This window comes from Xanthobacter variabilis, assembly GCF_043831965.2.
In the GTDB taxonomy this organism is placed as follows: Bacteria; Pseudomonadota; Alphaproteobacteria; order Rhizobiales; family Xanthobacteraceae; genus Xanthobacter.
In genome coordinates this window covers 3,076,423-3,097,785 of record NZ_CM195533.1, presented here as the reverse complement: position 1 = coordinate 3,097,785, position 21,363 = coordinate 3,076,423, and the positions used below count along the sequence as shown (strand labels likewise).

The 21,363-nt window shown below is 67.4% G+C and carries 22 protein-coding genes; 4 read left to right on the top strand and 18 right to left on the bottom strand.

Features of this window, described 5'->3' with window-relative positions; genetic code table 11:
- Window positions 1-55: 55 nt before the first annotated feature.
- The 10 genes from V5F26_RS13475 to V5F26_RS13430 form a co-directional block, all read right to left on the bottom strand.
- The gene (locus tag V5F26_RS13475) at window positions 56-982 is read right to left on the bottom strand and encodes a YicC/YloC family endoribonuclease (RefSeq protein ID WP_394057035.1); all 927 of its coding nucleotides are present in this window, start codon (window positions 980-982) and stop codon (window positions 56-58) included.
- 52 nt (window positions 983-1,034) lie between these two features.
- A complete protein-coding gene (gene mltG / locus V5F26_RS13470) occupies window positions 1,035-2,189 on the bottom strand; it encodes an endolytic transglycosylase MltG (protein WP_394946163.1) in 1,155 nt (384 codons plus the stop codon).
- 82 nt (window positions 2,190-2,271) lie between these two features.
- A complete protein-coding gene (gene fabF, locus V5F26_RS13465) occupies window positions 2,272-3,534 on the bottom strand; it encodes a beta-ketoacyl-ACP synthase II (protein WP_234050245.1) in 1,263 nt (420 codons plus the stop codon).
- A 174-nt stretch (window positions 3,535-3,708) separates the two neighbouring features.
- On the bottom strand, window positions 3,709-3,945 hold the full coding sequence (locus V5F26_RS13460) for an acyl carrier protein (RefSeq protein WP_234050244.1): 237 nt from the start codon (window positions 3,943-3,945) through the stop codon (window positions 3,709-3,711).
- Window positions 3,946-4,232: 287 nt separating this feature from the next.
- Window positions 4,233-4,976, bottom strand: a complete 744-nt coding sequence (fabG, locus tag V5F26_RS13455; protein WP_394057038.1) for a 3-oxoacyl-[acyl-carrier-protein] reductase — start codon at window positions 4,974-4,976, stop codon at window positions 4,233-4,235.
- 196 nt (window positions 4,977-5,172) lie between these two features.
- Window positions 5,173-6,156, bottom strand: a complete 984-nt coding sequence (fabD, locus tag V5F26_RS13450) for an ACP S-malonyltransferase (RefSeq protein WP_394946162.1) — start codon at window positions 6,154-6,156, stop codon at window positions 5,173-5,175.
- Window positions 6,157-6,369: 213 nt separating this feature from the next.
- Window positions 6,370-6,606: a thioredoxin family protein gene (locus V5F26_RS13445; RefSeq protein WP_234050241.1), complete on the bottom strand. Its 237-nt coding sequence runs from the start codon at window positions 6,604-6,606 to the stop codon at window positions 6,370-6,372.
- Window positions 6,607-6,621: 15 nt separating this feature from the next.
- Complete coding sequence (locus V5F26_RS13440) at window positions 6,622-7,686, bottom strand: permease (RefSeq protein WP_394057042.1); 1,065 nt, start codon at window positions 7,684-7,686, stop codon at window positions 6,622-6,624.
- Window positions 7,683-7,982, bottom strand: coding sequence for an ArsR/SmtB family transcription factor (locus V5F26_RS13435; protein ID WP_234050239.1), 300 nt, complete (start codon window positions 7,980-7,982; stop codon window positions 7,683-7,685). Before V5F26_RS13435 ends, V5F26_RS13440 begins: the two co-directional genes overlap by 4 nt.
- A 315-nt stretch (window positions 7,983-8,297) precedes the next feature.
- The gene (locus V5F26_RS13430; RefSeq protein WP_394946160.1) at window positions 8,298-8,996 is read right to left on the bottom strand and encodes a HisA/HisF-related TIM barrel protein; all 699 of its coding nucleotides are present in this window, start codon (window positions 8,994-8,996) and stop codon (window positions 8,298-8,300) included.
- Between the two features lie 221 nt (window positions 8,997-9,217).
- Here V5F26_RS13430 and folB point away from each other — a divergent pair, with 221 nt between their 5' ends.
- The 4 genes from folB to V5F26_RS13410 all read left to right on the top strand — a co-directional run bounded on the left by folB (window position 9,218) and on the right by V5F26_RS13410 (window position 14,015).
- The gene (gene folB / locus V5F26_RS13425) at window positions 9,218-9,658 is read left to right on the top strand and encodes a dihydroneopterin aldolase (protein ID WP_234050237.1); all 441 of its coding nucleotides are present in this window, start codon (window positions 9,218-9,220) and stop codon (window positions 9,656-9,658) included.
- Window positions 9,659-9,757: 99 nt separating this feature from the next.
- Complete coding sequence (locus V5F26_RS13420; protein WP_234050236.1) at window positions 9,758-10,750, top strand: class 1 fructose-bisphosphatase; 993 nt, start codon at window positions 9,758-9,760, stop codon at window positions 10,748-10,750.
- A 207-nt stretch (window positions 10,751-10,957) separates the two neighbouring features.
- A complete protein-coding gene (locus V5F26_RS13415; RefSeq protein ID WP_394946159.1) occupies window positions 10,958-12,571 on the top strand; it encodes an acyl-CoA synthetase in 1,614 nt (537 codons plus the stop codon).
- 181 nt (window positions 12,572-12,752) lie between these two features.
- Complete coding sequence (locus tag V5F26_RS13410) at window positions 12,753-14,015, top strand: mechanosensitive ion channel family protein (protein WP_394946158.1); 1,263 nt, start codon at window positions 12,753-12,755, stop codon at window positions 14,013-14,015.
- A gap of 24 nt (window positions 14,016-14,039) precedes the next feature.
- Here the strand turns inward: V5F26_RS13410 and V5F26_RS13405 are convergent, their stop codons facing one another.
- The 8 genes from V5F26_RS13405 to V5F26_RS13370 form a co-directional block, all read right to left on the bottom strand.
- On the bottom strand, window positions 14,040-14,504 hold the full coding sequence (locus tag V5F26_RS13405; protein WP_234050233.1) for a MarR family winged helix-turn-helix transcriptional regulator: 465 nt from the start codon (window positions 14,502-14,504) through the stop codon (window positions 14,040-14,042).
- Between the two features lie 26 nt (window positions 14,505-14,530).
- Window positions 14,531-15,235: an ABC transporter ATP-binding protein gene (locus V5F26_RS13400; protein ID WP_394057051.1), complete on the bottom strand. Its 705-nt coding sequence runs from the start codon at window positions 15,233-15,235 to the stop codon at window positions 14,531-14,533.
- Window positions 15,232-16,014, bottom strand: coding sequence for an ABC transporter ATP-binding protein (locus V5F26_RS13395; RefSeq protein ID WP_234050231.1), 783 nt, complete (start codon window positions 16,012-16,014; stop codon window positions 15,232-15,234). The genes V5F26_RS13400 and V5F26_RS13395 overlap by 4 nt, the downstream gene beginning before the upstream one ends.
- A complete protein-coding gene (locus tag V5F26_RS13390; protein ID WP_234050230.1) occupies window positions 16,011-17,906 on the bottom strand; it encodes an ABC transporter permease in 1,896 nt (631 codons plus the stop codon). The genes V5F26_RS13395 and V5F26_RS13390 overlap by 4 nt, the downstream gene beginning before the upstream one ends.
- Window positions 17,907-18,004: 98 nt before the next feature.
- Window positions 18,005-19,189, bottom strand: a complete 1,185-nt coding sequence (locus tag V5F26_RS13385) for an ABC transporter substrate-binding protein (RefSeq protein ID WP_234050803.1) — start codon at window positions 19,187-19,189, stop codon at window positions 18,005-18,007.
- Window positions 19,190-19,264: 75 nt separating this feature from the next.
- Window positions 19,265-19,849: an amino acid synthesis family protein gene (locus V5F26_RS13380; protein ID WP_234050229.1), complete on the bottom strand. Its 585-nt coding sequence runs from the start codon at window positions 19,847-19,849 to the stop codon at window positions 19,265-19,267.
- Window positions 19,846-20,430 (bottom strand): amino acid synthesis family protein, encoded by a 585-nt coding sequence (locus V5F26_RS13375; RefSeq protein ID WP_234050228.1) that lies wholly within the window; start codon window positions 20,428-20,430, stop codon window positions 19,846-19,848. The genes V5F26_RS13380 and V5F26_RS13375 overlap by 4 nt, the downstream gene beginning before the upstream one ends.
- Window positions 20,423-21,361 carry a UPF0280 family protein gene (locus V5F26_RS13370; protein WP_394946157.1) on the bottom strand — a complete coding sequence of 313 codons (939 nt, stop codon included), beginning with the start codon at window positions 21,359-21,361 and terminating at the stop codon, window positions 20,423-20,425. Before V5F26_RS13370 ends, V5F26_RS13375 begins: the two co-directional genes overlap by 8 nt.
- Window positions 21,362-21,363: the final 2 nt, after the last annotated feature.

Below are 21,363 nucleotides of genomic sequence, written 5' to 3'. Positions count from 1 at the left end.
TTCCAGCCCGGCAGGGAGAAATGGGGGGAGATGGAGGCAGGCGAACTCACCACGGTCACTCCAGGTTCTGGATCTGCTCGCGGAACTGGTCCACCAGCAGCTTCAGGTCAAGGCCGATCTGCGTCAGCGCCACTGCGTTCGACTTGGAGCACAGGGTGTTGGCCTCGCGATTGAACTCCTGCGCCAGAAAATCGAGTCGCCGGCCCACGGGGCCACCCGTTGCCAGCAGTTCGCGCGCAGCAGCCACATGGGCGGACAGCCGATCCAGCTCCTCGCGCACATCGGACTTGGTGGCCAGCAGCACCGCTTCCTGATGCAGACGCTCCGGATCCAGCTGCGGACCAGCCTCGACGAGCGCGCGCACCTGCTCCGCCAAGCGGCTGCGAATGGCATCCAGCGACCGCTCCGGCAGACGTTCGGCCGCCTCGAGGAGCGCCGCGATCGAATCGAGGCGGCTCATCAGCACCGCCTCCAGGGCCTGCCCCTCCCGCTCCCGCATGCGCGCGAGGTCGCTCAGCGCGACGTCGAACGCGGCGAGGCAGGCCTCATTGCGCGCCTGGCGCTCTTCGGCGCTCTCCTCGAACTCACCCACCTCCACGATGCCCTTTACCGCCAGCAGCGCCCCAAGATCCGGTGCCGGCGCGCCGAGCCTTTCCGCGGTGCGCTGAACGGCGCGCGCCAGGCTCTCCAGCCCCGCCTCATTGAGACGGACCGCAACCTCCTCGCCTTCCCTCACCGCGGAAAGGGTCGCGGAAACGGAACCACGCTTGAGAGCCGCGCCCATGCGCGCGCGGACGGGGGCTTCCAGATCCTCACTCCCGGGCGGCAACCGCAGGCGCAGGTCGAGCCCCTTGCCGTTCACCGAGCGCAACTCCCAACTGAATCGCCACCCCGCCGTCGCCGCCGTCGAGCGTGCGAATGCGGTCATGCTGGCCAGCGATGCTTCGGAAAGCGCCGCGGAAACGGCGGAGGATTCGCTCATGGATACTCACGCGGCCGGGGTGGCCGCGCGCCTTCTTCGGTTAGGACGGCGTTCAGTTGGCAGCCGGCTTGGGCGCCGCGGCAGGCGTTGTAGGCGCCGCACCGCCCGGCGTCGCGCCACCTTGCGCCTCGATGGCACGCCAGCGGGCAACATTCTTATTGTGATCGGCCAGCGTCTCGGCGAACGCATGCCCGCCGGTGCCGTCCGCCACGAAATACAGGTCCTTGGTCTGGGCCGGATTCGCGACTGCGGCGAGCGCCTCGCGCCCGGGATTCGCAATCGGCCCCGGAGGCAGGCCGTCGACTGCATAGGTGTTGTAGGCCGTGGGCGACACGATATCGGCACGGGTGATCGACCGCCCCAGCGAACCCTTGCCGCCCACCAGCCCGTAAATGATGGTCGGGTCCGACTGCAGCCGCATCTTCTTGTTGAGCCGATTGATGAACACGGCCGCGACCTTGGGCCGCTCGTCCGGCTCCCCCGTCTCCTTCTCGACGATAGAGGCGAGGATGATCATCTCCTGCGGGTTCTTCACCGGCAGATCCGGCGCGCGCTTCTCCCACAGCGTCTTGACCAGCTTCTGCTGGGCATCCGCCATCTGCTTCAGCAATTCCTCGCGCGACATGCCGCGGTGGATCCGGTAGGTCTCCGGCAGCAGTGTGCCCTCCAGCGGCACCGTCGGCGTACCGGTGAGCATGTCATTCGCCATGAGGCGCTGCACCACCTGCTGGCTCGTCAGCCCTTCGGGAATGGTCACCTGATGCACCAGCACCTTGCCGCTGGCGATGGCGTCGACCACGCTGGCCATGGATTGGCCCGGCTTGAAGAGGTATTCGCCGGCCTTCATGCTGGCATCCGGGCGCATCATCCTCTGGCCGAGGACGAACACCAGCCAATTGTCGATGACGCCTTCCCGCTCCAGCATCTCCGCCATGTCGCGCACGCCGGAACCGCGTGGGATGAGCACCGTTTTCTCAGCCGTGAGCGGCCCTTCGCCATTATAGGCGTGCTCGCCATACCATAGGGCCAGCCCGCCCCCGAGGAGCGCGAAAAGCAGGAATGTGAAAATCCCGCTGCCGATGGTCACGGCCGGGTGGCGCGCGGCCTGGGAGGGCCGTCGCCGGGGCTTGTTCTTGTCCCGGCGCTTGGCGTGAAAGGCGGGAGCGACACCGCGATCGCCGGTTTCGTTTTCTGGCGTGTCCATCATGGGCCTCCCACGCGCGGCGACGGGCGATCTGGCGCGCCCGCTGCCGCGACCTTGCGGTGGACGCGGACGAAGCCGGGCAGGCTCAGGCCGCGTAGCGCCGGAAGATCAACGACGCGTTGGTGCCACCGAAACCAAAGGAATTCGACAGCACCGTGTCGATCTTGCGCGCCTGGGGCTTCAGGGGCACGAGATCGATCGGGGTTTCCACCGACGGATTTTCGAGATTGAGCGTCGCCGGCGCGGTTTGATCGCGAATCGCGAGCACCGAGAAAATCGCCTCGACAGCACCGGCCGCACCGAGCAGATGGCCAATGGACGACTTGGTGGACGACATGGCGGTCTTGCCCGCCGCATTGCCCAGCACCCGTTCCACGGCCTTCAGCTCGATCTCATCCGCCATGGTGGAGGTACCATGCGCATTGATATAGTCGATCTCGTCGGCGGACAGGCCCGCGCGCTTCAAAGCGGCGGACATGCAGCGATAGGCGCCGTCTCCGTCCATGGACGGGGCAGTGATGTGATAGGCGTCGCCGGAAAGCCCATAGCCCACCAGCTCGGCGTAGATCTTCGCGCCGCGCGCCTTGGCGTGCTCCAGCTCTTCCAGAACCACCACGCCAGCGCCCTCACCCATCACAAAGCCGTCGCGATCCCGATCATAGGGGCGCGAGGCGTGGGTGGGGTCGTCATTGAAGGCCGTGCACAGCGCCTTGCAGGCCGCGAAGCCCGCGAGCGCCAGCCGGTTGATGGGCGATTCGGTACCACCGGCCACCATCACGTCCGCATCACCCAGGGCGATGAGTCGGCCAGCGTCGCCGATGGCATGGGCGCCCGTCGAACAGGCGGTCACCACGGCGTGGTTCGGCCCCTTCAGGCCGTGGGCGATGGACACGTAGCCACCGGCGAGATTGATGAGTCGGCCGGGGATAAAGAAAGGCGAGATCCGGCGCGGGCCACGCTCCTTCAGGGTGATGGAGGCTTCCGCGATACCCTCGATGCCGCCGATGCCGGAGCCGATCAGCACACCGGTGCTGATCTGATCCTCATAGGAGGACGGATGCCAGCCGGCATCATCGAGGGCCTGAGAGGCAGCGGCCATGGCGAAGACGATGAACTCGTCGACCTTGCGCTGTTCCTTCTGCTCCATCCACTGGTCGGGATTGTAGGTGCCGTCGGAACCGTCGCCACGCGGAATGCTCGCCGCGATCTTGCACGCGAGATCGGACACATCGAAGTGCGTCACGGCCTTCACGCCGCTTTCGCCGGCGAGGAGGCGGCGCCACGTGGGTTCCACGCCGCAGCCGAGGGGCGTCACCATGCCGAGACCGGTGACGACGACACGTCTCATGGGGAAAACTCCGACAGACGCTCGAAAAGCGTGCAAGCTTCAGGGCCGGCGGCCACACCGTCTGCGCCCGTCCGGCCTTCTGGCCCGGCGCCGTTAGGACGGCGGCGGGCCGATTACAACAACGGCCGCGGGCGCAGGGCGCCGCGCGACCGGAACCTGAACGTCAGGCGCGGCTCACGCCGCGTTCTTCTCCAGGAACTTGATGGCGTCGCCGACCGTCAGAATGGTCTCGGCGGCATCATCGGGGATCTCGCAGTTGAAGGCCTCTTCGAAGGCCATCACGAGCTCAACGGTGTCGAGGCTGTCGGCGCCGAGATCGTCGATGAAGGAAGCGCCATCGGTCACCTTCTCAGGTTCGACGCCCAGATGCTCAGCGACAATCTTCTTCACCCGCTCGGCGATGTCACTCATCGATGCAACCCTCGTTGTTCGGATAATCCCGTTGCCGTTCGGCAGCTGGAGGTGGGCATAATGCCTTTTTTCCGCCGTGCCCAGCCCCCTCGTCTACATCGGGAGCATGGACTTTGACGCCGCCGGCGCTTCTGCCCGCCGGCGCTGCGCCGCACCACACGTCTCCTGACGCTGCGTGACGGATCGCGACCACCCGAAGGCGCCCTCGAATCCGGACCGGCAGTGCGGCTCGTATCACACTCGCAGCGCCCTGACCAGCGAGGGCGAGAGCGCTGCTGTGCAGCAATTCAGATCATGGCCATGCCGCCGTTCACGTGCAGGGTCTGGCCCGTCACGTAGGCGGCTTCATTGGAGGCCAGATACACACAGGCGGCGGCGATATCCTCGGGCGTGCCGAGCTTGGCCGCGGGCACCGCCTTCAGGATGCTCTCGCGCTGCTTGTCGTTGAGCGCATCGGTCATGGGCGTGGCAATGAAGCCGGGTGCGATGCAGTTCACGGTGATCCCGCGCGAGGCCACTTCCTGCGCCAGTGACTTCGACATGCCGATCATGCCGGCCTTGGCGGCGGCATAATTGCCCTGCCCCGCATTGCCGGTGACGCCGACGATGGAAGTGATGGAGATGATGCGGCCGGAACGGCGACGCATCATGGTGCGGACCGCCGCGCGCGAGAGCCGGAACACCGCCGTGAGGTTCACCGCGATCACCTGGTCCCAGGCCTCGTCGGAAAGGCGCATGAAGATGTTGTCGCGGGTGATGCCGGCGTTGTTCACCAGCACGTCGATATGCCCGCCCAGGGCCTCCTCGGCGGAGGGAACGAGCTTTTCCACTTCGTCCGTGTTGCCGAGATTGCAGGGCAGCACCACCACGCGCTCGCGGCCCAGCTCGCCGGCCAGGGTGTCCAGCGCCTCCTTGCGGGTGCCGGAAATGGCAACGGTCGCGCCCTGGGCGTGCAGCGCCTTGGCGATGGCTCCGCCGATGCCGCCGGTGGCACCGGTGACAAGCGCGGTCTTGCCGGTCAAGTCGAACATGAAACCCCAGTCCTTATGTTGGGTTGGTCCGGCAGGCATGCCGGCGATGAAGGATCGGATGCGTGGCCGCCGAGAGAGGCGGCCAGCCCGCATCAGCGGGGCGCTTTCGCGCCCCTGCGTCACTCCGAAAGGGCTTTTGCCCCCACAAGGCCCGCTCCCGCAAGCGGGGACGGGCCCGGGCGGCTTGAGAATCGCCTCAGGCGACCGGCGCCGCGTTGCGCGCGGCGATATAGGCCGCCACATCCTCGGGAGTGGCCACATTGGTGGACGAGATGGACTTGTCGATGCGCTTCACAAGGCCGCAGAGCACCTTGCCGGCCCCCACCTCGACCATGCGGTTCACGCCCGCGCCCGCCATATAAATAATGCTCTCGCGCCAGCGGACCGTACCGGTGACCTGCTCCACCAGCAGCCGCACGATCTCGGCCGGGTCGGTCACCGGAGACGCGCGCACGTTGGAGACCACCGGCACCCGCGGCGTCATCACGGTGGAGCCGGAAAGTGCGACTTCCATGGCCTCGGCGGCAGGCGCCATCAGGCGGCAATGGAAGGGCGCGGACACGGGCAGAAGCATCGCCTTCAGGGCGCCCTTCTCCTTGGCGATGATAATGGCCCGCTCCACCGCGGCCTTGGTGCCGGACACCACGACCTGGCCGGGGGCATTGTCGTTGGCCGCCTCGCAGACCTCGCCGCAGGCCGCCTCGGCCGCCACGGCCACGGCCTGCTCGTAGTCGAGCCCGAGCAGGGCCGCCATGGCGCCCTCGCCCACGGGCACCGCCTCCTGCATGGCACGGCCGCGAATGCGCAGCAGCCGCGCGGCCTCGGTCACCGTCAGCGCGCCAGCGGCGGCCAGGGCCGAATATTCACCCAGGGAGTGGCCGGCCACGAAGGCGGCGTCGCGGGCGAGATCAAGGCCCGCCTCGGTTTCCAGGACGCGCAGGGCGGCGAGGGACACCGCCATGAGAGCCGGCTGGGCGTTGGCCGTCAAAGTGAGGGTATCGGCCGGGCCTTCCCACATGGTGCGGGTAAGGTGCTCGTTGAGGGCGGAGTCCACCTCGTCGAAGACCGCCTTCGCGGCGGCGAAATTATCGGCGAGCGCCTTGCCCATGCCCACGGCCTGGCTGCCCTGACCGGGGAAGATGAAGGCGGTCTGTGAGGTTGAACGCGGTCCGTCGCTCATGGGGCGGCCCTCCGGGGATTTGGCTCTTGGGTTGAAATTGGAGAGCGCAGAGACACCCCGAATGTGGGCGAGTCAAGGCCGGGCGCCGGGAAGCGCGAAAACGCCCAAGGGGCGCGGCTGCGACTTGCCTGGGCGCGCGGCGCCTCACGGCCCCCGCGCGTCATCAATCAGCAGCGGGAAGGAACGGAGCGATGGCCCGCCCTTCCCTGCCGATCATTCAGAAAGCCAGCGGGAGACGTCCTCCGGCTTCGGCAGGCCGCCGGCATGGACCACCTTGCCGTCGATGACGAGGCCGGGGGTGGAAACGATGCCGTAGCCGGCAATGGCCGCGTAGTCGGTCACCTTCTCCACCTTCACGTCGAGGCCGAGCTTTTCGGCTTCCGTGCGCACCATATCGGCGGTCGCCTGGCAGCGCGAGCAGCCGGGACCAAGCACCTTCACGTCTTTCATGATGGTCTTCTTTCGTCAGGAAAACAGGGCGTTGAACAGGAAGCCGACGGCCAGGATGCCGGTGCCGACGACGCCCACGAAGACGATGATGAGCTTGAGGCTCAACACCTTGCGCAGGATGATCATCTCCGGCAGCGACAAGGCGATCACCGACATCATGAAGGCGAGGACCGTGCCCAGCGCCGCCCCCTTGGCCAGCAGCGCCTCCACCACCGGAATGATGCCAGCGGCGTTGGAGTACATGGGAATGCCCAGCACCACGGCCGCCGGCACGGACCACCAAGCGTCGCGCCCCATGATGGAGGCGAGAAGGTCCTGCGGCACATAGCCGTGGATGAAGGCGCCGGCGGCGATGCCGGCGATGATCCACATCCACACCTTGCCGACGATGTCGCGCACCGCGTCCAGGCCGGCGCGGACCCGGTCCTTCAGGCTCATGCCGTCCGGCGGCAGCTCGGCCGGGTTGGCGCGCACATTGCGCACCCACTCCTCAAGCCAGCCTTCGAGATGCAGGCGGCCAATGACCCAGCCGGCGACGATGGCCACCGAAAGGCCGAACACCAGATAGACCGCCGCCACCTGCCAGCCCACCAGGGCGAACAGAAGGCCCAGCGCCACCTCATTCACCATGGGCGCCGCGATGAGGAAGGAGAAGGTGACGCCCAGCGGCACACCGGCCGAGACGAAGCCCACGAACAGCGGCACCGCCGAGCAGGAGCAGAAGGGCGTAACGATGCCGAGGCCGGCAGCGGCGATATTGCCCAGCCCTTCCCGCTTGCCGGCGAGCACCGCCCGCGTGCGCTCGGCCGAGAAGAAACTGCGCACGACACCCATGGCGAACACCACCAGCGTCAGCAGCATCAACACCTTGGGCGTGTCGTACAGAAAGAACTCAACGGCGTCCGCCAGCCGCGTGCCCGGCTCCAGGGCAAGGCGCGCCACCAGCCAGCGCGAGACAGGCTGGAGCTGGAAATAGACCAGAAACCACACGGCCACGCCGGCCACCGTCGCCGCGCCCCAGACGAGGGACGAAGCATCCCGCTGCGGCTGCTGACCGCGCAATGGCACATCCGCACTCATGCCGCCCTCCTGTCACCCACACTGTCCAGGCTCGCCAGAACGGCCTCGATGATGGCCGCATGCTCCGCGGGCAGCTCGGCATTCCGGCGATAGCGCACCCATTGGGCGTCCCGACGGTCTGTCACCACGCCCGCCTGCTTGAGCACCGCCATGTGACGCGACATGCGCGACTGGGTAGCGCCGAGCACACGCATCAGCTCGCAAACGCAATGCTCCCGCCCGTCCCAGAGCAGGCGGACAGCGCCGAGACGCGTGGGTTCGGCCAAGGCCGAGAGAAGATCGAGCGCGGACTGCATGGCTGGAATTTAGGAAGATGCGCATATGCGCGCAAGCGCATTTTAGGAAGCGCTCCGTGTTTTTCTCGCGGAGGACGACCGCGCCACCGGACGGCGGACGCTGTTCGCGGAAGGGGCAGCGGATGTCCGAGCCCACGAATCACCGGAGTCGGAGCCGCTGTCACGGCGCCGCCCCAGCGCCCTGCGGGGATACCGACCCGACCCCGGCGGAGCGGACAGGCGGGCAGGAGCGGGTCCCGGGGAAGCCCCCGCCTCTCTTTTCCCGCCGGCGATTGCCCGCGCGACGATGGCGCAGCGCGACCTCAGGGCGGCAGATCAGCGCTCAATCCATTTTCGCGCGCAAGCGCCGTCGATGCGGCCATCATGCAGCGCGCTGGCGACCAGCACGCCGGCCGCTCCTGCCTCCGCCAGCGCCTCCAGATCGCCCGGGCCGCGCACCCCGCCGGCGGCGAAAACCGCGCAATCCGGGCGCCGGGCGCGCACCCGGCAGAGCGCGTCCAGGTCCGGCCCCTCCCCGGAGCCGACGCGGGCCAGGGTCATCACGATGATCCGCGCAGGCCACGCGGCGGCATCCGCGTGCACCACAGCTGGGCCGAGGGGGCCTGCGGCGTCGTGGTCCAAGGAGAGGATCACTTCTTCCCGGAGCACCTCCGGAACATGGCCGTTATCCTTGAGCGATTCCGTCCCCACCACGCTCACGCCCAGACCCGCCGCGGCACGGGCCCGAACCTGGAACGACATGTCCTCACCCGCATCCACCCACAGCTCGACACTCGGGAACGCCCGCCGCAGATGGGCGAGGGCGGCGGCGTTGTCGCCCTTGGCGGTGATGGCGTCGATGTCGGCGATATAGAGTGTGCGGAACGGGGCCAGGGCCAGGAAGCCGGCCGCCACGTCCACCGCCGATGAAGAGGCGCAGAGCGGACTTTGCAGGGGTGCATAGCTGTCGCGCACGCCGCGGCGGGCATGAACCACGCGCCCGCCCTTGAGATCGATGACCGGAATAAGCTGCATCGTGCCGGGGCCTTGCTCACCCGCCGGCTCGGAACCGGGGCGGGGTGAATGGATGATCCGTTGAAAGGTTCCGAGGAAAACAATAGGAAGACACGAAATCAACGGTGCGCGCGGCACCCGGGCCGGCCTCCTCCCATTCCGCCTGGAATGGAGGGCCTGGCAGCTCCCATGTGGCCGAGCTTCCGCGCAAACCGGCGTTCTGCTGCGCGCGCGAGGCGTGAATGACACCACCTGACGAACCCGACCTGCTGGCCGACCCTTCCGCCGCCGCCGATACCCTGCCCGCCGGCAAGCCCGCCCAATCGGGCCGGTTGTTCCTGCGCGCCCTGCCCTTCTTCGCCCGTCATGGCGTGCATGACGCGGAACGGGAGCTGGGCCAGCGATTCGTGGTGGATGTGGACTGGTGGCTGGACACCCGCCCCGCCGCCTGGGCCGATGACGAGGCCCTCACCATCTCCTACCAGCAGGTCTACGAGCACGTGGCCGCGGTGGTGAACGACGACCCCGTGAACCTCATCGAGACCCTGGCCGAGCGCATCGCCACCCGCCTTCTGGATCACTTCGCGCTGCTGGAGCAGGTGCGCGTGGTGGTGCACAAGCCCGGCGCTCCGGTAACCGGCGTGTTCGGGGATGTGGGCATCGAGATCATCCGCCAGCGCTGAGCCGGCTGCGCTGACCCGGCGGTAATTGCTTTGCCGTGCGGCCCGCCTTGCGCCATAACGGCGCCGGCGGCGCGGGCCGCCGGCTGTGCCAAGGAGATGATGGTGAGTGAGATCGTGACCCTTCAGGCGTATCTCGATCGCTGGGCGGGGACGGACGCGGAGCGCCAGGCGGTGGCCGGCGCGGTGCGCACCATCGCCACCACCGGCGTCGGCATCGCCGATCTGGTGGCGCGCGGCCCGCTCGAGGAAGGCCTCGCCAAGATCCGCGGCACCGACCCCAATGCCGGCGGCGACGCGCAGAAGGAACTCGACGTCATCGCCGAAGAGCGCATCGTCTCCGCCCTGAAGGGCACGCAGGTCGCCTTCCTGGCCTCCGAGGAGAGCGAGGAGCTCATTCCGGTGAATGAGACCGGCCGTCTCGTGGTGGCGGTGGACCCCCTCGACGGCTCCTCCAACATCGACACCAACGTGTCGGTGGGTACCATCTATTCGATCCTGCCCTATGACGCGGCCGCGCATGCCGATCCGGCGGCGGCTGTCATGCGCACCGGCAGCCACCAGGTGGCCGCCGGCTTCCTGGCCTATGGCCCCGCGACCATCCTGGTTTCGACCCTGGGCGAGGGCACCCAGGTGTTCGTCTACGATCGGGAGAAGGCCGACTTCTTCCTGGCGCGCGCGGCGGTGGAGATCCCCGCCGAGACCAAGGAATATGGCGTCAACCAGTCCAATGTGCGCCAGTGGCACGGGCCCATGAAGGCCTATATCGACGACTGCCTGGCCGGCAAGGACGGCCCGCGGGGCAAGGATTTCAACATGCGCTGGGTGGGCTCCATGGTGGCCGATGCCTTCCGCATTTTCACCCGCGGCGGCGTCTATATCTACCCGGCGGACAAGCGCAAAGGCTATGACAATGGCCGCCTGCGCCTGATCTATGAGGCGAACCCGGTCGCCTTCCTCACCGAGCAGGCCAAGGGCGCCGCAACCGACGGCAAGACCCGCATCCTCGACATCGTGCCCCACCACATCCACCAGCGCATTCCCCTGGTGTTCGGTTCCAAGGCCGAGGTGGAGAAGATCGCCTCCTATTACTGACGACCCCGGCTTTCCGCAGGGAAGCGAAGCGATATCCACGGCGCCGGTCTCCCACCGGCGCCGTTTGCTTTTCCTCCCTTGACCGGCCCAATAAAAAAACGTTCGATCGTTTCCTGAACGCACAGAAGGCGCCCGCCGGCGCCGGCCCTCGCGGAGCCCTTCCGCCCGGCCGGCCCGAGATGAAACGGCGCCATGCGGAGGAAACGCATGTCTTCGTCCAGCCCCTGCTATGATTCCCTTCGGCGCGCTTTCACCTGGGCCATTCCCGCGCGCTACAACATGGGCGTCGCCTGTTCGGATGCCCATGCGGATGGCTCGGGCAAGCCGGCGCTGATCTTCGTGGAGGAGAGCGGAGCCACCCGCACCTATTCCTTCGACGAGCTGAAGCGCCTCACGAACCGTTTCGCCAACACCCTTGTGGCCGCCGGCCTGGGGCGGGGCGACCGGGTGGCAGTGTTCCTACCCCAGGCGCCGGAAACGGCCATTGCCCATATCGGCGCCTTCAAGGCGGGCATGATCTCCGTGCCGCTCTTCACCCTGTTCGGAGACGAGGCACTGGAATACCGCCTTGCGGCCTCCGGCGCGCGGGCGCTGGTGACAGACCTTTCCGGCCTCGCCAAGCTGGAGCGCGTGCGGGACCGGCTGCCCGAGCTGGAGCACGTCTTCATCACCGGCACGGATCTCGGCGCCGGCCACGCCCGTTTGTTCGACACCGCGCTGGACGCCGCCTCCGACCGCTTCACGCCGATGGACACCAGCCCTGATGATCCGGGCATCATCATCTTCACCTCGGGCACCACGGGCAATCCCAAGGGCGCCCTGCACGGGCATCGCGTGCTGCTGGGCCACCTGCCGTGCCTCCAGGTGATCCACCAGGGCATGCCGCAACCCGGTGACCTCCACTGGACGCCGGCGGACTGGGCATGGATCGGCGGGCTGTTCGACGTGCTGTTCCCCACCCTCCACCTGGGCGTGCCGGTGCTGGCGTATCGCGCCAGGAAGTTCGATCCGGAAGCCGCCATGGCGCTGATGGCGGACCACGGCGTGCGCAACGTGTTCCTACCGCCCACGGCCCTTAAGCTGCTGCGGCAGGCGGATGTGCGAAAGCGGGATCTGAAGCTGCGCTCGTTGCTCACCGGCGGCGAGACGCTGGGCGCTGAGCTGGGCGCCTTCGTGGCCGAACGGCTGGGCGTGGAGGCGCGGGAGATTTACGGGCAGACCGAGTGCAATCTCGTCGTCGGCTCCAACTCCAATTTCTTCCCCATTCGCCCGGGCGCCATGGGCAAGCCCATGCCCGGCCACGACGTGCGCATCGTGGACGACGAAGGGCACGAGCTGCCGGTGGGGGAGGAAGGCAACATCGCCGTGCGCAAGGGTGACCCGGTGATGATGCTGGAATATTGGCGCAACCCGGAAGCCACGGCACAGAAGTTCGCCGGCGATTTTCTTTTGACCGGCGATCGCGGCCGTCAGGATGAGGACGGCTACCTTTGGTATGTGGGCCGCGCGGACGACGTCATCACCTCCGCCGGCTATCGCATCGGCCCGGGGGAGATCGAGGACTGCCTGCTGAAGCACCCGGCGGTGGCCATGGCGGCCGTGGTAGGGGTACCCGACCCGGTGCGCACGGAGGCCGTAAAAGCCTGGCTGGTGCTGAAGCCGGGCTTCAGCGGCACGCCCGAGCTGGCCACCGAGCTGCAGGAGTATGTGAAGGCCCGCCTTTCCGCCCACGAATACCCCCGCCAGGTGGCGTTCACCCAGGAACTGCCCATGACCGCCACAGGCAAGATCCTGCGGCGCGAGCTGCGGGCCCTGGGCTGAATGCGCAGCATTCGCCCACCAGGGCAGGCCGGCGGAGTTGGCGGGCGGCCACACGCCCGGCTAAACTCGCGGGAACAGTCGGGATGCCTCGCGCCTCCCGACCGCCGGGCATGGGCATGGTCGCGCGCAGGGCGCCTGTCCCGGTGGATACCGTCGGAGCTTGCCAAGGAAAGGCCCCTTCATGCCGGGAGGCTATGTTTTCGCTGATTTCGCGGCCACATTCGTCGGCTTGTACCATTCCATCGTCAACATTCTCGCCGAGCTGCTCACGGGCGTGAAGGCCTTTCCCTTCGACCGGGTCATTGCCGCAGCCATCGTATTCTTCATCCTGTTCTTCTCCCGCAAGCCTGTACGGCATTTCATCTTCATCATTGCGGGACGGCTGTTCGGCGGCAAAAGCCACGCCTTCCGGGATGACCTTCAGCACGCCTTGCAGGGGCCGGTGGAGCTGTTGTCCATCGTACTCGGCAGCTTTCTCGCCTTCGAGGTCATCAAGTTCAACGAGGACAGCTACGAGAAGCTCTTCTCCCAGCACATCGTCGAAACGCTGTTCATCATTGCCGTCTATTGGGCCATCATCGCCGTGATCACGCCGTTGACCGAGCAGCTGCGGCCGCGGTCCAGCAAGCTCACGGATTCGGTGATCGACTGGATCCGCAAGGCGCTGAAATCGTTCGTGGCCTTCTTCGCCATCGCGGCCATCCTGCAGCAATGGGGCATCCGCATCGGGCCGCTCCTCGCGGGCATGGGCATTGCCGGCGCGGCTGTCGCCCTGGGCGCGCAGGCCCTGTTCAAGAACCTGATCTCCGGCGTGCTCATCCTGCTCGAACGGCGGTTTCAATATGGCGACTGGGTGAAGGTCGAGGGCGTCATCGAAGGCACGGTGGAAAGCATCGGCTTCCGCTCGACGCGGATCCGCCAGTTCGATGACTCAGCCGTGCAGGTTCCAAACTCGGACCTGGCCGACAACGCGGTCATCAATTACAGCCAGATGCGGCGGCGGCGTATTTATTGGCTGATCGGCGTCCCCTATTCCACCACCATCGACCAGCTCAAGACCATCCGCGACGGGATTGAAAGCTACATCCACACCTGCCCGGATTTTGTGCCCTATCGCACAGCTTCCACATTCGTGCGGATCGACTCGTTTGGCTCTTCGTCCATCAACATCATGGTCTACTGCTTCACGAAGACGACCAATTGGGGCGAATGGCTCCTCGTCAAGGAGCGCCTCGCCTACAAGATCATGGAAATTGTGCTGGGTGCCGGCAGCGGCTTCGCCTTCCCCTCCACCTCACTTTATGTGGAATCGCTGCCCGAGGGCAGGCCGGAGGTGTTCCAGCCGCCGGAAGGCGCCCGGCCGGAGATCGCCGCGGACGGCAACCCCGGCGCCATTACCCCCCAAGGTGCCCCAGCGATGCCCGAAGGCCCGCGTAGCAGCTGAGGCACGCCCGCCGGCGCGCAGCGCTTATTTCAGGCGGTCCAGCAGCGCCAGAAACAACTCCCGCTCTTCGGCGGACAGCGGCCCCAGCGTTTCATCGGTGATCTCGTTGGCGACGGGAATGCAGCGCTCCACGAGCGCCAGGCCCTCCGCCGTCAGGGCGACCACGAGGCGGCGGCCGTCGTCCGGGTCCGGGCGGGTCTCCACGAGGGCCCGCTTCGCCAGCCGGTCCACGACGCCCTTGATGGTGGCCGCGTCCATGGCGGTGTGCCGGCCCAGCAGGTTCTGCGAGCACGCACCGATCTCGAACAGTTTGGCGAGCGCCGCCCACTGGGTGGCGGTGAGGTCCTCCCCCATGCGCGCGCCGAAAATGGTGGTGTGGCGCTGCATCGCCTGGCGCAGCACGAAGCCCACCTGGGTGTCGAGCGCGTAAGCGGGCGAGGACGCCTTCGTCCGCCGGCGCCGCGCACCGGATGGGGGCTTCGTGGTCACGCTTTTCGTTCCTCCCGCCCGGCCGCTCAGACCGCCAGATAGGCGTCGCGGATTTCCGGATTGGCCTCCAGCTCGCCGATGGTGCCGGAAAACCGGATCCGCCCCTTCTCGATGATATAGGCGCGGTCCGAGATCAGCTTCGCAAAATGCAGGTTCTGCTCCGAGATCACGATGGAGAGCCCCTCCTTCTTCATGGTCATGATGGCATCCGCCATCTGTTCCACGATCTTGGGCGCCAAGCCCTCCGAGGGCTCGTCGAGCAGCACCATGGACGGGTTGCCCATCAGCGTGCGACCGATGGTGAGCATCTGCTGCTCGCCGCCGCTCATGTGGCCGCCGGGGCGCTTACGCATTTCGCCCAGGTTGGGGAACAGGGCGTAGATGCGCTCGGGCGTCCAGGTGGCGACGCCGGGGCGCGCCTCCTGCCGGCCCACCTCGAAATTCTCCTCCACCGTCAGCTCGGTGAAGATGCGGCGATCCTCCGGCACATAGCCAAGGCCGCGCCGCGCGATCTCGTAGGGCGGAAGGCGCGAGACGTCCTCGCCCTCGAACACCACCTTGCCGGAGCGGTTGGGCACCAGGCCCACCACGGAGCGGAAACTGGTGCTCTTGCCGGCGCCGTTGCGGCCCAAAAGGGCCACCACCTCGCCCTCGCCCACCTCGAAGCCCACATCGAAAAGAATGTGGGCCTGGCCGTAAAAGCTGTTGAGTCCCGAGACTTCGAGCTTCATTGCACGGCCTCCTCGCGGTGCTTGGCATCGTAGAGCAGGCCCTCACCCAGATAGATGGCCTGCACATGGGGATCACGCCGCACTTCCTGCGGCGAGCCGCGGGCGATCAGCTCGCCCCGGTTCAGCACCATCACCGCGTCCGCATGCTCGAACACCACATCCATGTCGTGCTCGGTGAAAAGCACGCCGATGTCCTTTTTGCGGGCGATCTCCGCGGTCAGGCGCATCAGCTCCACCCGCTCCTTCGGCGCCATGCCGGCGGTAGGCTCGTCCATCAGCAGAAGGCGCGGCTGGTTGGCCAGCGCAACGGCCAGCTCCAGGCGCTTCAGGTCGCCATAGGCAAGCTCGCCGCAGGGCCGGTCCGCCTGCTGCTCCATGCCCACCAGAGAGAGGAGCGCATCCGCCTCCTCGCGATAGGCCGCCCCCGCATAGCCCAGCCCCGACCACAGGCGCCGGTGATAGGAAAGCAAGGTCACCTGCACGTTTTCCCGCACCGTCATGGAGGAGAAGGTCGCGGTGATCTGGAAGGTGCGGCCCACGCCGCGCCGCCAGACGGTGCGCGGCGGCAGGCCCACGATCTCCTGGCCATCCAGCTTGATGGAACCGGCATTGGGGCGGATCTGCCCGTTCAGCATGTTGAAGCAGGTGCTCTTGCCGGCGCCGTTGGGGCCGATGAGGGCGAGGATCTCGCCCGCCTCCAGGCTGAAGGAGACGCCGCGCACCGCGTGCACTCCCGAATAGGACTTCACCAGTCCCTTCACTTCGAGCAGCGAAGTCATTGCGCGGCCTCCACCTTGGCGATGCCCATGGCCTCGGGGCCGGCGCCGTTGGGCGCCGGAGGACGGCGATGACGCCAATCCTCGATGAAGCCGACGATACCCTTCGGGAACGCCACCACCAGAAGGACGATGATGCCACCGAGCACCAGCTTGGAGAGCTCCGTCTGGCTCATGAGCCAGATGGCCAGCGCCTTGTAGACCACCGCGCCCACCACCGCGCCGGACACCGTTTCGATGCCGCCCAGCAGCACCATCACCAGGCCGTCGACCGACATGGGAATGGCGAGGGTCTCGGGGAACACACTGCCCTTCAGGAAGGCGAACAGGGCCCCGGCAATGCCGGCGAAGGTGCCCGCCACCACGAAGGCGGCCCACTGGGTGCGCTTGGCGTCGATGCCGATGGCCTCGGCGCGCAGACCGCTGTCACGGGCCGCCCGAAGGCCGAAGCCGAAGGGCGAGAACACCAGCATGCGCAGCACCGCGACGCCCACGACCACCACGCCCAGCGCCAGCCAGTAGAAGCCCTGCGGAGTGGATGCCCAGGCCGACGGCCAGATGCCGAGAATGCCGTTGTCGCCACCCGTCACCTCCACCCATTGGAAGGCGATGGACCAGGTGATCTGCGCGAAGGCCAGCGTGAGCATCGCAAAATAGACGCCCGAAAGCCGCACGCAGAACCAGCCGAACAGCACCGCCCCCACGAGCCCCAGCACCGGGCCGAGCACCAGCGCCGCTTCCATCGGCACGCCGAAATAGGTCACCGCGAAAGCCGCGCCATAGGCCCCGAGGCCGAAATAAGCGGCGTGACCAAAGGAGGCGAGCCCGCCCACCGTCATCATGAAATGGAGGCTCGCGGCGAACAGCACGAACACCAGGATTTCCGAGCCGACGCTGAGCGCGTAGCTACCGGAGACGAAGGGCAGCAGCGCCGCCAGCAGCACCACCAGAGCGACCCCGCCCCGCTCCAGGGCGGACATGGGCTTCCACGGCCGTACCGAGATGCCGGCGCTGGCGCGGGGCGCGGCATCGGGCTTGCCGAACAGGCCCCAGGGCCGCACCACCAGCACCACCGCCATCACCAGGAACACGGTGATCATGGAAATCTTCGGCAGCACCAGAATGCCGAACGCGTTCAGCTCCGACACCAGCACCGCCGCGACGAAAGCACCCGTCACCGAGCCCAGGCCGCCAATGACCACCACCACGAACACTTCGACGATGATGGACAGGTCCATATAGTGGGTCACGGTGGTGCGCGGGATCTGCAGCGCGCCGCCCAGGGCCGCCAGGAACACGCCAAGGGCGAACACACTGGTGAACAGCCACTTCTGGTTCACGCCCAGGCTGGAGACCATCTCGCGGTCCTGGGTGGCGGCGCGCACCAGCACGCCCCAACGGGTGCGGTGGAACAGCAGCCACAGCAGGCCCAGCACGACGGGCCCGAGCAGGATCAGCAGAATGTCATAGGTGGGCACCAGGCGGCCGAACAGGCTGAAGGCGCCGGTGAAGCCGGGCGCGCGGGGGCCCATGAGATCATCGGGGCCCCAGATGAGCACCACGAGGTCCTGCACCATCAGCGTGACGCCGAAGGTGGCGAGAAGCTGGAACAGCTCGGGCGCCTGGTAGATGCGCCGCAGCAGCACCACCTCCATCAGCGCGCCGACGGCCGCCACCGCGAGGCTTGCCACCAGAAGCCCGCCCCAGAAGCCCAGCGGCCCGGCGAAGCGATCGGTGAGCGTGAAGGCCGCATAGGCCCCGAGCATGTAAAAGGCGCCGTGGGCGAAATTCACAATGCGTGTGACGCCGAAGATGATCGACAGGCCCGACGCAACCAGAAACAGGGATGCGGCGCTGGCCAGCCCACTCAGGGCCTGGATCAGGAGAAAGTCCACGGCTTCGCCTTTCGTTCACCGGGATGGAAGGTCTTGTTTTTCTTGTGGCCTCCCGCCATCAAGGGCGGAAGGCCGGTCTTGTATTGCGAAGGCTGCGCTCAGTTCGCCGGGCGCATCTTGGCGGCTTCTTCCTCGCTGGGCAGGTAATCCGCGCCCTTCTTGAACACCACGTCCACCATCACGCCCTTGCCGTCCTTCAGGGCGGTCTTGCCCACGAAGGCGCCGAGGGTCGACTGGTGATCGGCGCCGCGATAGACGATCTCGCCGAACGGGGTGGAAACCTTGAGGTTCTTCATGGCCTTGACCAGACCCTCGGTGGAGTGGTCGTCAGTGGCGTTGAGAACGGCGGCAATGCTCTTCACCGTGGAATAGCCGACGATGGAGCCCAGGCGCGGATAGTCCTTGTTCAGCTGCTGGTAGGCATCCAGGAACGCCTTATGCTCGGGCGTGTTGATGGAGTACCAGGGGTAGCCGGTGACGATCCAGCCTTCCGGGGTCTCGCCCTTCAGCGGGTCGAGATATTCCGGCTCGCCGGTGAGATAGCTCACCACCGCGCGGTCCTTGAACACGCCGCGGGTATTGCCCTCGCGCACCAGCTTCACCAGGTCGCCGGCGAAGGTGGCATTGAGGATGGCCTCGGGCTTGGCGGCGTCGATGGCCTGGAGCACCGGGCCGGCATCGATCTTGTTCAGCGGCGGCCACTGCTCGGCCACGAACTCCACATCCGGCCGGCGCTTCTTCAGCAGGTCCTTGAACACGGCGACGAACGACTGGCCGAACTCATAGTTGGGCGCGATGGTGGCCCAGCGCTTGGCGGGAAGCTTTGCCGCCTCCTCGGCCAGCATTGCGGCCTGCATGTAGTTCGAGGTCCGCAGGCGGAAGGTGTAGTCGTTGCCCTTGGACCAGACGATGGCGTCGGTCAGCGGCTCGGACGCCAGATACACCACCTTCTTCTGCTTGGCGAAATCGGAGAGCGCCAGGCCCACATTGGAAAGGAAGCCGCCGGCGATCATCACCACGCCGTCGCGCGAGACCAGCTCGTTGGCGGCGGTCAGCGCCTCGCCGGGCTTGCCGCCGTCATCCTTGGAGATGATGACGAGCTTCTTGCCCTTGATGCCGCCGGCATCGTTGATCTCCTTGAGCGCCAGCTCCATGCCCTTGCGATAAGGGTCGGTGAAGCCCGGCAAGGCCGAGTAGGAGTTGATCTCCCCGACCTTGATCTCACCCTCGGCCCGCGCCGCCGCCGAAGCCATCAGCACCGCCGCGAACGCCAGTCCCAACATCCGTTTCATCCGGTCATCCCCTCTGGTTTTTTCGATGCACCGTAACAAGCACGCGCACGTCGAACCGACGCGACTTTAACGCAGGCCGTCCTCGCCCTTGATGTCGGCGGCCGTCAGCCCGCCCACCCGCGGCAGGGGACGCCCCGAATCCGTGACGGCCACCGCCACCACGATTTCATTGGCCCGTGGGGCGTCGTTGATGCTCACCTGCATGCCGTCGAAGTGACTGCGCACATAGGCCGCGTCCTTATGCCCCAACGGAATGTCCAGCTCCGCGCCGAGCCCCCCGCGACGCTTGGACGAGGGGATGAGGGCCGCGCCCTTGCCCAGCACCTTGCGCACGGGCGTGCCCATCTTGGGGTGCAGGAGGGCGGCGGCATGCTCCAGCTCGCCATTCTCGCCCACCAGCGCCGCCTTGCCGTAGCTCTGCGCCTTGTCCCCCTCGATGCCGAGGGCGGCCACCGCCTTGCGGGTCAAGATATCCCCCAGCTCCTCGCCGATGGCGATGAGGTCGGTGAGGTCCTCCTCATAGCGCCCGGCGAAGGGGTTCTCGATGACGGCGAGGGCCGCCGCACGCCGCGTGGGCGGGGAGACGGGGCGCCCCATCTCCTTGTGCGTCTCCTCGACGATGGTGACGATCTTGCGGATCTTCGCACTCATCTCAGTCCGTCCTCACCCTTGATATTCGCCGCCGCGAGCCCGCCCACGCGAGCATGCACGCGCGGCCCGCAGCTCATGACCAGCACCAGGGCAATTTCGTCCGCCTTGGGGGCATCGGGCACGCCCACTTCCATCGCGTCGAAATGGCTGCGCACATAAGACGCGTTCACATGGGTCACCGGCACGTCGAGCCGGGTGCCCGGCCCGCCCACCTTCTTGGTGGACGGCACGATGGCCCTGGTGTCGCCGAGGATCTCGCGCATCGCATAGCCGCCGGGCACGTGCCACAGCGCCCCGTGCTCCAGCTCGCCGCCCGCGCCGACGATGGCGCCCTTGCCGTAGCCGTCAATGGCCGAAGCATCGCCGCCGAGGGCCGCCAGCAGGTCGCGCGCCATGGCGATGCCGAGGGGCTGGAGATCATCCATGAAGCCGGCGATCTCTTCCACATAGCGGCCGGCGAAGGGGTTCTCGATCACGCTGATGATGGCGCCGCGCTTGTGCGGCACGGCGGCCACGGGGCCGCCTTCGTGGAAAATCTCCTCGGTGATGAGAAGGCGCTTGCGGACTTTGACCTCAGGCATGGGCAGACTCTTCTTGTGGTTGTGAGGGTCGAGCGGCCATCGGCGAGAGGAGAGGCAGCAGGCCATCCCCCGTGCTCACCGTCTCGCCCTGCACATGCAGGGCCGCGGCACAGATAAGCCCGCGCGCGGCGAGATCCCGCGCGACGGCAAGGCCGGCATCCAGGGCTTCGGCGCGCTCGGCGGCCGTCAGCTCGGGCACGTAGCGCGTCACCGGCAGAGTGCCGAGATCGCTTTCCGGCAGCAATTCACACGCCGGCACGCGGACAACGCCCGTGTGCCACGGCAGGTCCACCGCATTGGCCACCACGCTTGCCGCAGCATCGGCCACGGCCGCGCTGGGCGCCAGGATCGTCACCGCATCGGCAACGCCCAGCGAGAAGCTGCGCCCGCGCCAGCCGCTGGTGGCCACGCCGCGCACTGGCCCATCGGCGTCAATCTCGGCCGCGCCGATCAGCCGTGGCCGCTCGGGCTGGTCCACCAGCCCCACCGCGAAGCGCGCGCCCTGCGGCAGGTGAAGGGCGATGTCTCCGCCATTGTTCACATAGGCCCGCGAGATGCCCGGCAGCACCAGGGCCGAGAGAATGTCCTCGGCCACCGCCCCCGCCACCGCGGCCATGGGCGTGATGAATACGTCGGACGCGAACGGCGCCACGGCCTGGCCCATGCGTCGCGCCACCGGGTGGACGAAGGCCGGACCATGTGCCCCCGCCGGCGCCCGCAGGGCCGCGAGCTCGGCGCACAGCGCGTCGAGCAGGCCGGTGAAGCGCGCCACGGCCGCCTCATAGGCCCGCCGCACGGCCTCCCCCTCGCCCACCGCCTCGACGATGAGGTCGATGGGCCCATCCTGCAGGTGCAGGCGGCGTCCATCGGGCAGCATCGCCGCCTGGGGCGCGTGCCGTTCGGAGCGGGAGGGAGCGTGCTGCGCAGCCATGG